The 13765-nt window shown below is 72.7% G+C and carries 13 protein-coding genes; 7 read left to right on the top strand and 6 right to left on the bottom strand.

The window, feature by feature from the left end:
• Position 1: 1 nt before the first annotated feature.
• Positions 2–859 (bottom strand): type I methionyl aminopeptidase, encoded by an 858-nt coding sequence (gene map, locus DDW44_RS04560; protein WP_018892173.1) that lies wholly within the window; start codon positions 857–859, stop codon positions 2–4.
• A 157-nt stretch (positions 860–1016) separates the two neighbouring features.
• Between map and DDW44_RS04555 the strand changes: the two genes are divergently transcribed.
• Positions 1017–1247, top strand: coding sequence for a hypothetical protein (locus DDW44_RS04555; protein ID WP_017945217.1), 231 nt, complete (start codon positions 1017–1019; stop codon positions 1245–1247).
• Between the two features lie 212 nt (positions 1248–1459).
• Here DDW44_RS04555 and DDW44_RS04550 read toward each other — a convergent pair whose 3' ends face one another.
• A complete protein-coding gene (locus DDW44_RS04550) occupies positions 1460–2752 on the bottom strand; it encodes an MFS transporter (RefSeq protein WP_108905602.1) in 1293 nt (430 codons plus the stop codon).
• A gap of 45 nt (positions 2753–2797) precedes the next feature.
• Positions 2798–3406 carry a hypothetical protein gene (locus DDW44_RS04545; RefSeq protein ID WP_018892175.1) on the bottom strand — a complete coding sequence of 203 codons (609 nt, stop codon included), beginning with the start codon at positions 3404–3406 and terminating at the stop codon, positions 2798–2800.
• A gap of 103 nt (positions 3407–3509) precedes the next feature.
• On the opposite strand from DDW44_RS04545, the gene npdG reads away from it, so the two are divergent.
• Positions 3510–4220, top strand: coding sequence for an NADPH-dependent F420 reductase (gene npdG / locus DDW44_RS04540; RefSeq protein WP_017945220.1), 711 nt, complete (start codon positions 3510–3512; stop codon positions 4218–4220).
• Positions 4221–4418: 198 nt separating this feature from the next.
• Positions 4419–4598: a hypothetical protein gene (locus tag DDW44_RS04535; RefSeq protein ID WP_108905601.1), complete on the top strand. Its 180-nt coding sequence runs from the start codon at positions 4419–4421 to the stop codon at positions 4596–4598.
• Positions 4599–4638: 40 nt separating this feature from the next.
• Here DDW44_RS04535 and DDW44_RS04530 read toward each other — a convergent pair whose 3' ends face one another.
• Entirely contained in the window at positions 4639–5445 is an 807-nt protein-coding gene (locus tag DDW44_RS04530) for a site-2 protease family protein (protein WP_108905600.1), read from the bottom strand.
• A 468-nt stretch (positions 5446–5913) separates the two neighbouring features.
• Between DDW44_RS04530 and leuE the strand changes: the two genes are divergently transcribed.
• On the top strand, positions 5914–6570 hold the full coding sequence (gene leuE / locus DDW44_RS04525; RefSeq protein WP_108905599.1) for a leucine efflux protein LeuE: 657 nt from the start codon (positions 5914–5916) through the stop codon (positions 6568–6570).
• A gap of 248 nt (positions 6571–6818) precedes the next feature.
• Here the strand turns inward: leuE and panB are convergent, their stop codons facing one another.
• Positions 6819–7685, bottom strand: a complete 867-nt coding sequence (gene panB, locus DDW44_RS04520; RefSeq protein WP_108905598.1) for a 3-methyl-2-oxobutanoate hydroxymethyltransferase — start codon at positions 7683–7685, stop codon at positions 6819–6821.
• 184 nt (positions 7686–7869) lie between these two features.
• On the opposite strand from panB, the gene DDW44_RS04515 reads away from it, so the two are divergent.
• The 3 genes from DDW44_RS04515 to DDW44_RS04505 all read left to right on the top strand — a co-directional run bounded on the left by DDW44_RS04515 (position 7870) and on the right by DDW44_RS04505 (position 11620).
• The gene (locus DDW44_RS04515; RefSeq protein WP_170813684.1) at positions 7870–9489 is read left to right on the top strand and encodes an MFS transporter; all 1620 of its coding nucleotides are present in this window, start codon (positions 7870–7872) and stop codon (positions 9487–9489) included.
• Positions 9490–9689: 200 nt separating this feature from the next.
• A complete protein-coding gene (locus DDW44_RS04510; RefSeq protein ID WP_108905596.1) occupies positions 9690–10304 on the top strand; it encodes a TetR/AcrR family transcriptional regulator in 615 nt (204 codons plus the stop codon).
• A gap of 293 nt (positions 10305–10597) precedes the next feature.
• Entirely contained in the window at positions 10598–11620 is a 1023-nt protein-coding gene (locus DDW44_RS04505; protein WP_108905595.1) for an endonuclease/exonuclease/phosphatase family protein, read from the top strand.
• A 196-nt stretch (positions 11621–11816) separates the two neighbouring features.
• Here the strand turns inward: DDW44_RS04505 and DDW44_RS04500 are convergent, their stop codons facing one another.
• Positions 11817–13577, bottom strand: coding sequence for an NAD+ synthase (locus DDW44_RS04500; RefSeq protein WP_026164862.1), 1761 nt, complete (start codon positions 13575–13577; stop codon positions 11817–11819).
• Positions 13578–13765: the final 188 nt, after the last annotated feature.

The following is a 13765-nucleotide window of genomic DNA, read 5'->3' as shown; positions in this document are numbered from 1 at the left end:
CTCAGGGCAACGTCAGGATGTCGGCCCCGGTGTGCGTCACCACCAGCGTGTGCTCGAACTGCGCGGTCCGCTTCCGGTCCTTCGTGACCACGGTCCAGCCGTCGTCCCACATGTCGTACTCGTGCGTTCCCAGCGTGAGCATCGGCTCGATGGTGAACGTCATGCCGGGCTGCATCACCGTGGTCGCGTGCGGGCTGTCGTAGTGCGGGACGATCAGCCCGGAGTGGAACGCGGAGTTGATGCCGTGGCCGGTGAAGTCGCGGACGACGCCGTAGCCGAACCGCTTCGCGTACGACTCGATGACCCGCCCGATGACGTTGATCTGGCGGCCGGGCCGGACCGCCTTGATCGCGCGGTTCAGGGACTCCCGCGTCCGCTCGACCAGCAGCCTCGACTCCTCGTCCACGTCGCCGCACAGATAGGTCGCGTTGTTGTCGCCGTGCACGCCGCCGATGTACGCGGTGACGTCGAGGTTCACGATGTCGCCGTCCCGCAGCACCGTGGAGTCGGGGATGCCGTGGCAGATCACCTCGTTGACCGAGGAGCACAGCGACTTCGGGAAGCCCCGGTAGCCGAGCGTCGACGGGTAGGCCCCGTGGTCGCACATGAACTCGTGCGCCACCCGGTCGAGTTCGTCCGTGGTCACCCCGGGGGCGATCAGCTTCGCGGCCTCCGCCATCGCCCGCGCGGCGATACGGCCCGCGACCCGCATCCTCTCGATCGTCTCGGCGTCCTGGATCTCCGGCCCGTCGTACGGTTTGGGCGCGGGCCTCCCGACGTACTCGGGACGCCGGATGTTTCCGGGTACGGAACGGGTGGGAGAGAGCTTCCCCGGTACGAGCAGCGACTGGCCAGACATGCCAGCGAGTCTAACCGGGGGTTCGGGGCGCTCCGGGGCGCCGCAAGCCGTCCGGGGGAGCCGGGAGGGGAGGCGTCCCCGGGCGAAGAAGAAGGGCGTCGTCCCCGGGCGAAGGGGAAGACGTCGGGGCAGCATGGGTCAGAGGAAGGAGCCGACGATGGCCCTGTTCAAGAAGCGCACGGTGGGCAAACCGGGCGAGTGGTACTACTGCCTGGAGCACAAGAAGGTCGAGGAGGGGCCGGAGTGCCCGGCGAAGGACCGTTTCGGCCCGTACGCCACCCGCGAGGAGGCCACGCACGCCATGGAGCTCGCGCGGGAGCGGAACCTGGAGTGGGAGAACGATCCGCGGTGGCACGACGCACCGCGCGGCGGGGACAGTACCGGCTGACCGCGTGGCGGGGACGGCACCGGCTGACCGCGTGGCGGTACGCCGCCCGAGGGGGCGCCGCCGGCTGAGCGCGCGCCGCTGCCGCCGCCGCCGGAGACCACCCGCCGCGCACCGGACGGGGCCGCACCGCCGAGCCGTCACCCGGTGCACCGGACGGGCCGCACCGCCGGGCCGGCCGACGTCCCTCGCGCTGCGACCGGGGGCCGTCCCCCTCAGAGCGCCGCCTCCGCCGCCGTCCCCTCCTTCTGGGCACGGCGGCGCAGGGCGTCCTCGTCCGTCGCCGCGTCGTAGCCGACGAGCTTCGGCAGCGCCGCCGTCAGCAGACCCACCGACGCCACACACAGCAGCCCGCCGCTCCAGAACGCCGCCCGGGTGCCCGTCCAGCCGGCCACCGCGCCCGCCCGCACCTGGCCCAGTTGCGGACCGACGCTGTACGACAGCACCTCGATGCCCGCGAGGCGGCCGCGCAGCGCCTCCGGGATCGTCTGGTTCCAGATGGTGGCGCGGCCGAGTCCGCTGAGCAGGTCGCCGGCGCCCGCGAAGGCGAGGCAGAGCAGCACCAGCCAGATGTTCGTGAACCAGCCGGCCGCGGCGATCGCGAGCCCCCACCCGGCGGCGCCGAACACCACGAACAGGCCGTGCCGGCGCACCCGCGAGGTCCAGCCGCTGGTCAGGCTGAGCAGCAGCGAGCCGACCGAGCCCGCCGCGTACATCAGCCCCAGCGACCACTCGGCGTCGAGTTCGTCGGCGAGGAACGGGAAGATCGTGTTGGGGAACGCGAAGAGCATCGCGGCCAGGTCCACGGCGTAGGTGCCGAGCAGCACCGGCCGGCTCCACGCGTACCGGGCGCCCTCCGCGATGCCCCGCAGCGACGGCTTCTCCGCGTCGTGCGCGGGTGGGGCGGGAGACAGCCGGGAGCACAGCGCCACGGAGACCAGGAAGCCGACGGCCGTCGTGGTGTACGCCGTCGCGTGCCCCGCGTACGCCACCACCAGCCCGGCCAGCGCGGGCCCGGCGATGGCGCCGAGCTGCCAGCGCAGCGCGTTGAGCGCGGCCGCGGCGGTCTGCTGGTCGTGCGGCACGATCCGGGCCATCAGCGAGTCGAGGGCGGGCCGCTGCAGTCCGGCGAGGGCGGAGACACCGGCCGCGACGACGTAGAGCGGCCACAGCGCGGGCGTCGGCAGCAGCGCGTTGACCAGCAGGATCACGGCCATCACGGCCATGCCGCCCTCGGTGATCACCAGCATCCTGCGCCGGTCCACCGCGTCGGCCAGGGCTCCTCCGTACAGCCCGAACACGACCAGCGGCACGAGCTCCACGGCGCCCATGATCCCGACCGCGAGCGGTGAGCCCGTCAGGTCCTTGATCTGCAGCGGCAGGGCCACCATCGCCATGAAGCTGCTGAAGAACGTGATGAGCCCCTGCACCCACAGCAGGCGGAAGTCCCGCGAGGAGCGCCAGGGGGAGAGGTCCGGGAGCAGCGCCCCGCGCAGTCGTGATGCCACGACCGGCCATGGTCGGCGGGCGGGACGGGGCGCGGCAAGCGGATTTCACCACCGCGCCGGCGGCGGTGCCGTCAGTTGGTCGGCCAGCCGGGCGAGGCGGTCGCGGAAGCGTCCGCGGCCGCGAGGGCCGGACGGCGGTGGGACGTTCTCGCCCGCGGCCGCGCTCACCAGGTGCTGCACCGTGTCCAGGTCGACCTCCGCAGTCCCGGGCACCGTCAGCGTCTCGTGCGCCAGGCCGAGCACCTCCGGATCGCCGGCGTCCAGCGACAGCACCGTCGCCCCGGAGCGCCGGGCCTCGTGGACGCGTTCCAGCAGCGCGGCGTCCGGCCGTTGCGGCGCCACCAGCAGCAGCGTCTGCCCGCGCCCGGCCGCCGCCACCCGGCCGAGCCCCACGGAGAGATGCGCCGGGTCCCCGGGCCGCACCCGGTGCCGTACCAGGGTGGGGGCCAGCTCGGGCTGCCCCGACCAGGCAGCCTCGTCCACGAGGTGCGCGGCCAGGTGCCACGGCTCGTACTCGGCCGTTCCCACCAGCAGCAGCCCGCCGCCCTGCGGGACGACGGAGGAGCGCAGCGTCCCCGCGAACCCGCGGGCCGCCGCGGGCCACTCGGTCCCGGCGAGGACCTCTCGCAGCAGTGCGACGCGTACGGCATCCATGGGCGGGCATCCTGTCCCCTCGAACGCGGTCTCGGGCAGCGGTTCCGCCGCGGTTCACCCGTACGGGGCCGCCCGCCCTCCTACCTGCGAGTAAGGTCGGATCATGACTTCTCAAGACAACGCCAGCGCCCCGAAGCCCGCCGCCAGGGACCCGTGGGAGCTCCCCGACGTCTCCGGGCTGGTCGTCGGCGTCCTCGGCGGTACGGGGGACCAGGGGCGCGGCCTCGCCTACCGGCTCGCCCGCGCGGGGCAGAAGGTGGTCATCGGTTCCCGGGCCGCCGAGCGCGCCGAGCGTGCCGCCGCCGAACTGGGCCTCGGCATCGAGGGCGCCGAGAACGCCGAGTGCGCGCGACGCAGCGATGTCGTGATCGTGGCCGTGCCCTGGGACGGGCACGCCAAGACCCTGGAGGCGCTGCGCTCCGAGCTCGCCGGGAAGCTGGTCGTCGACTGCGTCAACCCCCTCGGCTTCGACAAGAAGGGCGCCTACGCGCTGAAGCCGGCCGAGGGCAGCGCAGCCGAGCAGGCCGCGGCCCTGCTCCCGGAGTCCCGGGTCACCGCCGCGTTCCACCATCTGTCCGCGGTGCTGCTCCAGGACGAGTCGGTGGAGGAGATCGACACGGATGTGATGGTGCTGGGCGAGAACCGGGCCGACACGGACCTGGTGCAGGCTCTCGCGGGCCGCATCCCCGGGATGCGCGGGGTCTTCTCCGGCCGGCTGCGCAACGCCCACCAGGTCGAGTCGCTGGTCGCCAACCTGATCTCGGCGAACCGGCGTTACAAGGCGCACGCGGGCCTGCGCGTCACCGACGTCTGAGCCTCCGCACCGAACCGGGAACGCGGCCGCGCCCGATTCGGTGCCCGGCCGGCGCCGGGGTCACCCGCGTCCGCCGGCGGGCCGAGGGCTTCCGGCCGAGGACCCGGCCCCGGCCGTCCGGGTGCCGCGTACCCGGCGCCGTACGGGCATGGGGGACACTGGTCCGGAAGACCCGTGACCGGACAGGAGCCGACCCCCATGCCCCGCCTCGCCCTCTACGCCGTGATCATCTGCGTCCTCGCCGTGGCCGCGGCGGTCGTCTCGTTCGTCGAAGGCAGCTGGCTGGGGATCGTCTGGGTGCTGATGGCCGGAGTGTCCTCGAACATGGCGATCTACTACATCCGCCGCGGCCGGGCACGGACGACGCCCACCCCCTGACCCGCGCCCCACCGGCCCGCCGGGGGCGAGGCGCCGCCGCCTACCGGTTGAGCAGCGCCGTGCACTGCGGGTACTGCTCGGTCCAGAAGCGGTACAGGTCCTGGCCGCAGGCGACCTCCGCCCGGGACACCCCCAGTCCGTCCATCACGGCGAAGATCCCGTCGAAGAACGCACGGTTCACCTCGGGGATGAAGATGACGGCGAAGACCGCCAGCAGCCCGAACGGCGCGAACGGCTCGACCTGGCGCCGGAAGCGGTACGACAGCCAGGGCTCGATCACCCCGTACCCGTCCAGGCCGGGAACCGGCAGGAAGTTCAGAATCGCGGCGGTGACCTGGAGCAGTGCCAGGAAGGCCAGGGCGAACCGGAACCCGAGGGGCACTCCGTCGAGCGCGCCGAGCCAGAAAGGCGCCGTGCAGACGACCGCGAACAGGACGTTCGTCAGCGGGCCCGCGGCGGAGATCAGGCTGTGCTTCCAGCGGCCCCTGATCCGATGCCGCTCGATGAAGACCGCGCCGCCCGGCAGGCCGATGCCGCCCATGATCACGAAGAGCACGGGCAGCACGATGCTCAGCACCGCGTGCGTGTACTTCAGCGGGTTGAGCGTGAGGTAGCCCTTGGCGCCGACCGTGAGATCGCCGCCGTGCAGGGCGGTGCGGGCATGCGCGTACTCGTGCAGACAGAGCGACACGATCCACGCCCCCGTCACGAACAGGAACACCGCGACGCCCGGGCTGCTCGCGAAGCCCGTCCAGACCGCCCAGCCCGTCACCGCGGTGATCGCGGCGATGCCGAGGAAGACGGGCGAGATCCTCCGGTCGCTGGTGCGGGTGGTGGCCGAGGTCATCGAGGTCGCTCCCGGGGGGTGATCGGCGGGTACCGCGGAACGCGTACGTGGTCGGCGGGTACCGCACGGCTGCTGCGGGACCGGCCGTCCGGGACGGCCGGATCCGCATGCCGACCGTACAGGCGGCACGGCCGTAACGTCCCGGGCGGGGCAGGGCTTCCACGGCCGGCGAGCGCCGCCGGCCCTGTCGTTCCGGGACCCGTCAGACGCGCGGAGAAGAGTTCCGGCACATGCGCGCAGAGGGATCCGGCAGATGCGCGGCGAATTGGAGCTCACCTCGCTCGGGTCCGCGCGGCTTATTCCGTTGCCGAACAGTCCGGCATGGGCTTGGCTGGTCGGCCACGAGCGGCCGAACTCCCTCAAGCAAGAGACGCCGTCGCGCGGACATCGACGGCGGCCCTGCCGTTCCGGGAGTCACGGTGAACGGAAGCGCCCGCCGGCCCGGCGGACGAGGAGAGGGGTCCCGACATGCTGGGAGTGCAGAACCCGTTGGCCTATGCCCTGGGCGCGCTGCTGATCATTCTGCTGCCGGGACCGAGCTCCCTGTTCACGCTGTCGGTCGCCGCACGGCTGGGGGTGAGGGCCGGCTACCGCGCCGCGGCGGGAGTGTTCCTGGGCGAGACCCTGCTCATGGTGGCGACGGCCGCCGGGCTCGCTTCGCTGCTCCAGGCCAACGAGCTCCTGTTCGCCGTCGTGAAGTACGCCGGCGCCGGCTACCTGACCTGGATCGCGGTGGGCATGATCCGGGGGGCGTGGGCGATGTGGCGGCGTGGTGACGAGAAGCCCGCGGCGCATACCGCAGCCACCCCTGCCCCGTCGTCACGCGGGGGACTGTTCCGGCGCTCGCTGGCGATCACCGTGCTGAACCCGAAGGCGATCCTGTTCTTCATCTCGTTCTTCGTGCAGTTCGTCGATCCCGGGTACGCGTACCCGGCGCTGTCCTTCGCGCTGCTCGGGCTCGTCTACCAGGCCATCAGCGTGGTGTACGTGACCGCGCTGATCCTGGGCGGCACGTACCTCGCCACGCAGTTCCGCCGCCGTCGGAAGCTGTCCGCGGGTCTCACGACGGGGGCGGGAGCACTGTTCCTGGGCTTCGCGGCGAAGCTGGCCACCACGGGCGGCTGAGCACGCCGGCGGCGCCCGGGTCTTCCCCGGGCGGCCCCCGAAGATTCCCCGGCGGCTCCCGAACCTTTCCCGGCGGCTCCCGGGCCGCCCTCGGCGGCCCGCAGGACCCGCCCGCGCCGGGAAGGCGGCAGCCCGCCGACGGGGGAAGATCGGCGGGCTGCCGTGGTGCCGCAGTGGCTCATGAGGTGTGTGTGGTGCCGGTACGGGTGCCGGTGCCCGGCCGACCGGCCACCGGCGCCCGGACGCGGTCAGTGGAAGGTGTGCTCCTCGGTCGGGAACGCACCGCCGACGACATCCGTGGCGAACGCCTTCGCCGCGTCGCCGAGCGTCTGCCGCAGATTCGCGTACTGCCTGGTGAAGCGCGGCACCTTGCCGCCCGTCAGACCGGCCATGTCCGTCCACACGAGGACCTGGGCGTCCGTGGCGGGGCCGGCGCCGATGCCGATGGTCGGGATGTGCAGCGACCGGGTGACCTCGGCCGCCAGTTCGGCGGGTACCAGTTCGAGGACCACGGCGAAGGCGCCCGCGTCCTGCGCCGCCTTGGCGTCGTGCAGCAGCCGGTGCGCGGCCTCGTCGCCGCGGCCCTGCACCCGGTAGCCCATCGTGTTGACCGACTGCGGGGTCAGGCCCAGGTGGGACATGACCGGGATGCCCGCCTGCACCAGCATCTCGGTCTGCGGCAGGGAGCGCTCCCCGCCCTCCAGCTTGACGGCGCCGACCCCGGCCTCCTTGACCAGCCGGGTGGCCGATCGCAGAGCCTGGACGGGCCCTTCCTGGTACGAGCCGAAGGGGAGGTCGCCGACGATCAGGGCGCGCTTGGTGCCCCGTACGACGGCCGCGGACAGCATCGCCATCTCGTCCAGGGTGACGGGAACGGTCGTGTCGTAGCCGAGGTGGCAGTTGCCCATCGAGTCCCCGACCAGCATCACCGGGATGCCGGCCTCGTCGAAGACGGACGCCGTCATGGCGTCGTAGGCGGTGAGCATGGGCCACTTCTCGCCGCGCTCCTTGGCGGCGGCGATGTCGTGGACGGAGATGCGGCGAGTGCCCTTGCCGCCGTACAGCGCCTTGCCGCTGCTGTCGGCGGGCTGCGACCGGGCAGCCTGAAGCGTCATGGTGGATCGGCTCCTTCGTCATCTCGAGGCGCCCTTACGGCGTCCCCGGACCGCGTCCATGGTGGCATCCCCGCGCCCGCCGCGTGAAGTGGCCCCGGGCACACTGCCGCAAGGTTGGCCGGTCCGACACCAACGGCCCAGCATTTCTATACGAGACGGTGCCGTATAGAAATACGCTGCGATCATGTCCACATCTCCGGGCGCACCCTCCGCCCCACCCCGGGTGCCGGAAGCCGTTCACCGGCGCCGCTGGCTCATTCTGGCCGTGCTGATGTTCACCGTGCTCATCATGGTGCTGGACCACTCGGTCCTGAACGTCGCGGTCAAGACCATCGCCTCCCCCGCGCCCGTGGGCATCGGCGCCACGCAGGGGGAGCTGGAGTGGGCCATCAACTCCTACACCCTGGTCTTCGCCGCCCTGCTGTTCACGGCCGGACTGATCGGTGACCGCGCGGGCCGCAGGAAGACCCTGCTCTTCGGCATGGCGGTGTTCGGCGCGGGCTCGGCGCTCGCCGCGTTCTCCGGCTCGTCCACCGAGCTGATCGCCTACCGCGCGGTGATGGGCCTGGGAGCCGCGTTCGTGATGCCGGCGACGCTCGCCGTCCTGATGAACGTCTTCGAACGGGACGAGCAGCCCAAGGCCATCGGCATCTGGGCGGGCGGGGTGGGCATCGCCATCGCCCTCGGCCCGCTCACCGGCGGGCTGCTGCTCGAGCACTTCTGGTGGGGCTCGATCTTCCTGGTGAACGTGCCGGTGGTGATCGTCGGCTTCGTCGCGATGGCCCTGCTGATCCCCGACTCCCGGGACCCCGACCCCGGCCGGATCGACCCCGTCGGCGTGCTGCTGTCGATCGTCGGCCTGGTCCTCCTGGTCTACGGGATCATCCACGGCGGGGAACTCGCCTCGCTGTCCGACCGGTCCGTGCTGCTGCCCCTGGTCGGCGGACTGGTGGTGCTGGCGGTCTTCGTGGTGTACGAGCATCGCGTCGACCACCCGGCCCTGGACTTCTCGTACTTCAGGAACCCCGCGTTCTCCGCCGCGATCACCGCGACCGCGCTGGCCTTCCTCTCGATGATGGGCGTCGCGTTCTTCTCCGTGTTCTACCTCCAGAGCGTGCTCGGCCACAGCCCGCTCCAGGCCGGTCTGCTGGTCCTGCCGCTCGCGGTCGCCCAGTCGCTGTTCGCGCCCCGTGCCCGGCTGGCCGTCGCCCGGTTCGGGGCCAAGGCGACCTGCACGGCCGGAATGATGATGATCGCGACCGGGCTCGCCTGCTTCGCCTTCTTCGACGCCTCGACCCCGCTGTGGGCGCTGGAGCTCGCGTTCTTCGTCCAGGGCGCCGGGATGGGGCACGTCATGTCGCCCGTCACGGTCACCGTCATGCAGGCCCTGCCGAGGGAGAAGGCGGGCGTGGCCTCCGCGATCAACAACACCTTCCGGCAGATCGGCGGTGCGCTGGGCGTGGCCGTGCTCGGCTCGCTGCTGTCCGCCGCGTACCGGGGCGGGATCGAGAGCACCCTGGAGCGGGCCCCCGGCGTCCCGGACGAGGCCAAGCACGCGGCGGGCGAGTCGCTGGAGGCGACGCTGGCCGTCGCCGAACGGCTCGGCCCGGCCGGACGGGTCCTGATCGCGCCCGCCCACGAGGCGTTCCTCGTCGCCATGCACCTGGCCGCGCTGTGCGCGGCGACGGTCACGCTCGTCGGCGCCGTGGTGGTGGCGACGTACCTGCCCGGCCGCCGGAAGCCCGGTGACGGCCCGCCGCCGGTGCCGGACGAGCGCCGGACGGCGGGGGTGGCCGGGGGATGACCGGAGTCCGCGACAATCGGGGTACCCGTCCGGGGGCGGACCGTGGGACGGGCCGGGTGACGGGGCGAGCGGCGGACCGTGGGACGGGTCGCAGGCCCTACGTCGGTACACGGGGGAAGGCGCGGGGCGGAGTGGAGGCGGCTGTGGCGAGCGGGACCGGAGTGACACACGGCACGGGATCACCGGACCGCCCGGGTGCCGTGACCGCCCCCGGGGCCGGTACGGGTGCCGCGCGTCGCGGCAGGCCCCGGAGCGAGGCGGCGGAGAGGTCCATCCGCGAGGCGGTGGTGGCGCTGCTGGAGGAGGGGCTGCCGCTGGGCGACATCTCCATCGAGCGCATCGCCCGCACCGCGGGGGTCGGCAAGGCCACCATCTACCGGCGCTGGGCCGACAAGGAGGAGCTGTTCGTCGACGTCCTGCGGGACATCGAGCCGCCGGACCCCGACCTGCCCGGCACCTCCGCCCGCGACGACCTCGTCGTGATGCTGGAGTCGGTCCGTCTCCGCGGACTCGCCCAGCGCTCGTCGGCGCTGCTGCACAACGTCCGCGCCCAGATGAAGAGCCACCCCAGACTGTGGGACGCGTACGTCGCGACCGTGATCGACCCGCGCCGGGCGATGGTGCTGGAGATCCTTCGCCGGGGTGTCGCCCGCGGCGAGATCCGCGACGACCTGGACATCGACCTGCTCAACGATCTGATCGTCGGCCCGATGCTGGTGCGCGCGGTGATGCGGCCCGACGCCCCGCTGCCCGGCGATCTCGCGGAGCGCATGGTCACGGCCGTACTGGAGGGCCTCGGTCCGCCCTCGGCCTGAATAGCTCGCCGGTGTGCCGCGGCGCGTGCCCGCTTCCGCCCTGCAGCGCCCTGCCGGTGTGCCGGGGATGCGTGCCCGCTCCCGGTCTGAACGCCCCGCCGGTGTGCCGCGGGTGGGTGCCCGCTCCCGGCGGCCAATATGCGCGTTCTGTCACAGCCGCCCCGCCGAGGGCCTTGATCGGAACTCGTCGCCGATGCCGTCCGTCCTCGAACCCGTACGGCGGAAACACCCCCCGCATCGCCTAGGGTCGTGGCGGGCAGGGTGTGCACGGCAAGGCAGTGAGGACTACGCACATGCGGCAGGCATACATGACGGAGACGGAACACGGCAGCGCGGAGGACCCCCGCTCCGGTTCCCGGATCCGGGCCCTGCTCCATTCCTGGCGAGGCGATCCCGGCATCTGGCGGCGCGGCTTCGTCGTCGCGGCCGTCGCGGTGGCCACCGGCCTGCTGATGATCCTGCACGCGCAGATCCCCAACCGGGTCGGCAACGTGGGCAGCCTCACCGAGACGTTCCTGCCCTGGCTGGGGCTTCTGGTCCCGGTGCTGCTGGTCCTCGCGCTCCTGCGGCGCTCCGCGACCGCGCTCGTCGCGCTGACCGTCCCCGCGATCGTGTGGCTGAACCTCTTCGGCGGACTCCTCTCGGACAAGGCGGGCGGCGACGGGGAACTCACCGTCGCCACGCACAACGTGAACGCCGAGAACGCCGACCCGGCGGGCACCGCCCGCAAGGTCGCGGACTCGGGTGCCGACGTCGTCGCCCTGGAGGAGCTGACCGGCGACGCGGTCCCGGCGTACGAGAAGGCACTGGCGCCCCGGTACCGCTACCACTCCGTCCAGGGCACGGTCGGCCTGTGGAGCAAGTACCCGATGAGCGACACCCGGCCCGTCGACATCCGGCTCGGCTGGGTCCGCGCCATGCGCTCCACCGTCGCCACCCCGTCCGGCGACGTCTCGGTGTACGTGGCACACCTGCCGTCGGTGCGGGTCAAGCTGAACGCGGGCTTCACCGCGAGCCAGCGGGACACCAGCGCCGACGCGCTCGGCGAGGCGATCGCCCGCGATCCGGTGGGCAGGGTCGTGCTCCTCGGCGACCTCAACGGCACGATGAACGACCGCTCCCTGAACGCGGTCACCTCGCAGATGCGCTCCACGCAGGGCGCCGCGGGCGACGGCTTCGGATTCAGCTGGCCGGCGTCGTTCCCGATGGCCAGGATCGACCAGATCATGGTGAAGGGGGTCGAGCCGGTCTCGTCCTGGACGCTGCCGCGCACGGCCAGCGACCATCTGCCCATAGCGGCCAGCGTACGGTTCTGACCGCCGGGCCCCCGGGTCCACGCCGGGCCTCCCGCCGGACCCCCGGCCTGCAGCCGGTTGCCGGGAGGCCCGGACCGGCCGGGGGCCCGGACCCGCCAGGGGGCCCGGACCGGTCAGGGTGGCCCGGACCGGCCGGGGAGGCCCGCTCGCCGTGCACGGCCGTGGACGGTCGCGGACGGTCGTGGACGGCCGTGCGTCAGCGGGCCGTCGTCTCGCGCCAGCGATTCGTGATCGGCAGCCGGCGGTCCTTGCCGAAGCCCTTCGCGGAGATCTTCGTGCCCGGCGGGTACTGGCGCCGCTTGTACTCGGCGGTGTCGACGAGCCGTAGCACCCTCGCCACCAGCTCCTCGTCGTGGCCCGCCGCCACGATCGCGTCCTTGCCCTGGTCGCGGTCGACGTACAGCGCCAGGATCCGGTCGAGCACGTCGTAGTCGGGGAGGGAGTCGGTGTCCACCTGTCCCGGCCGCAGCTCGGCGCTCGGCGGCTTGGCGATCGAGTTCTCGGGGATCGGGGGGATGCGGCCGCGCTCCTCGGCAGCCCGGTTGCGCCACCTCGCCAGCCGGAACACCGAGGACTTGTAGACGTCCTTGATCGGCCCGTAGGCCCCGACGGAGTCGCCGTACAGCGTCGAGTAGCCGACCGCCAGTTCGGACTTGTTGCCCGGTGCGAGCACGATGTGCCCCTCCTGGTTGGAGACGGCCATCAGGGTGGTGCCGCGCAGCCGCGACTGGAGGTTCTCCTCCGCCAGGCCGGTCAGCGAGAGCGACCCCATGAAGGCGTCGAACATCGGCTCGATCGGCACGGTGCGGAAGTTCAGCCCGGTGCGGCGGGCGAGCTCGGCCGCGTCCTCCCGGGAGTGGTCCGAGGAGTACCGGGACGGCATGGAGATGCCGTACACGTTCTCCGCCCCCAGCGCGTCGCAGGCGATCGCGGCGACCAGTGCGGAATCGATACCTCCGGAGAGGCCGATGACGACCGAGCGGAAGCCGTTCTTGGCGACGTACGCGCGCAGGCCGACGACCAGCGCCGAGTACACCTCCTCCTCGTCGTCGAGGCGCTGTGCGTAGCCGCCCGTCAGCTCCCGCTCGTACGGCGGGAGCGGCTCCTCGGAGAGGACGACCCGGTCGATGACCAGCCCGTCGTCCACCAGGCCCGTCGGGGCGTCGGCGGACGCGGCCGGCAGGTCCAGGTCCAGGATCACGCTGCCCTCGGCGAACTGCGGAGCGCGCGCCACGACCTCGCCGTTCCGGTCGACGACGATCGAGTCGCCGTCGAAGACGAGTTCGTCCTGGCCGCCCATCATCGCGAGGTACGCGGTGGTGCAGCCGGCCTCCTGGGCGCGCTTGCGGACCAGCTCCAGGCGGGTGTCGTCCTTGTCCTGCTCGTACGGCGAGGCGTTGACCGAGAGCAGCAGCCCGGCCCCCGCGGAGCGCGCGGCGGGGACCCGGCCGCCGTCCTGCCAGAGGTCCTCGCAGATGGCGAGCGCGACATCGACGCCGTGCACGCGGACGACGGGCATGGTGCCGCCCGGCACGAAGTACCGGAACTCGTCGAAGACCCCGTAGTTGGGCAGGTGGTGCTTGGCGAACGTCAGCGCCACCCGGCCGCCGTGCAGCACGGCCGCCGCGTTCTGCGGGGCGCCGGCGGGCTGGCCGTAGCGGGGCTGCGCCTTCTCGGAGCGGTCGAGATAGCCGACGACGACCGGGATCTCCCCGAAGCCCTCGTCGGCGAGACGTGCGGCGAGCGCGTGGAGGGCGGCCCGCGACGCCTCGACGAAGGACGACCGCAGGGCCAGGTCCTCGACGGGGTAACCGGTCAGCGCCATCTCGGGGAACGCGATGAGGTGCGCGCCCTGGGCGGCGGCGTGCCGGGTCCAGTGCACGATCGACTCGGCGTTGCCGGCGAGATCGCCGACGGTCGAGTCGATCTGATTCATGGCGAGGCGAAGTTGAGGCACGTGCCCAGTGTAATCGTCTCTCTGACGCGATGTCCCGGTGGTGTGTCCCGCGCCACTCACCGGAACCGGGACCCGCCCCCTCACCCGGCCCCTCCCCGGCCCGTCCCCTCACCCGCCCCCTCACCCGGCCCGTCCCCTCACCCGCCCCCTCACCCGGCCCCTCCCCGGCCCGTCGTGTGGCGTGAGGC

This window comes from Streptomyces tirandamycinicus, assembly GCF_003097515.1.
In the GTDB taxonomy this organism is placed as follows: domain Bacteria; phylum Actinomycetota; class Actinomycetes; order Streptomycetales; family Streptomycetaceae; genus Streptomyces; species Streptomyces tirandamycinicus.
Note: the sequence above shows the minus strand (reverse complement) of the source record. Positions and strands in the feature narration are given on the sequence as shown.

What these genes read in the sequence shown, in the direction of transcription:
- map (WP_018892173.1), bottom strand. Translation starts at nt 859, where the DNA reads ATGTCTGGCCAGTCGCTGCTCGTACCGGGGAAGCTCTCTCCCACCCGT.
- DDW44_RS04555 (WP_017945217.1), top strand. Translation starts at nt 1,017, where the DNA reads ATGGCCCTGTTCAAGAAGCGCACGGTGGGCAAACCGGGCGAGTGGTAC.
- DDW44_RS04545 (WP_018892175.1), bottom strand. Translation starts at nt 3,406, where the DNA reads ATGGATGCCGTACGCGTCGCACTGCTGCGAGAGGTCCTCGCCGGGACC.
- npdG (WP_017945220.1), top strand. Translation starts at nt 3,510, where the DNA reads ATGACTTCTCAAGACAACGCCAGCGCCCCGAAGCCCGCCGCCAGGGAC.
- DDW44_RS04535 (WP_108905601.1), top strand. Translation starts at nt 4,419, where the DNA reads ATGCCCCGCCTCGCCCTCTACGCCGTGATCATCTGCGTCCTCGCCGTG.
- DDW44_RS04530 (WP_108905600.1), bottom strand. Translation starts at nt 5,445, where the DNA reads ATGACCTCGGCCACCACCCGCACCAGCGACCGGAGGATCTCGCCCGTC.
- leuE (WP_108905599.1), top strand. Translation starts at nt 5,914, where the DNA reads ATGCTGGGAGTGCAGAACCCGTTGGCCTATGCCCTGGGCGCGCTGCTG.
- panB (WP_108905598.1), bottom strand. Translation starts at nt 7,685, where the DNA reads ATGACGCTTCAGGCTGCCCGGTCGCAGCCCGCCGACAGCAGCGGCAAG.
- DDW44_RS04515 (WP_170813684.1), top strand. Translation starts at nt 7,870, where the DNA reads ATGTCCACATCTCCGGGCGCACCCTCCGCCCCACCCCGGGTGCCGGAA.
- DDW44_RS04505 (WP_108905595.1), top strand. Translation starts at nt 10,598, where the DNA reads ATGCGGCAGGCATACATGACGGAGACGGAACACGGCAGCGCGGAGGAC.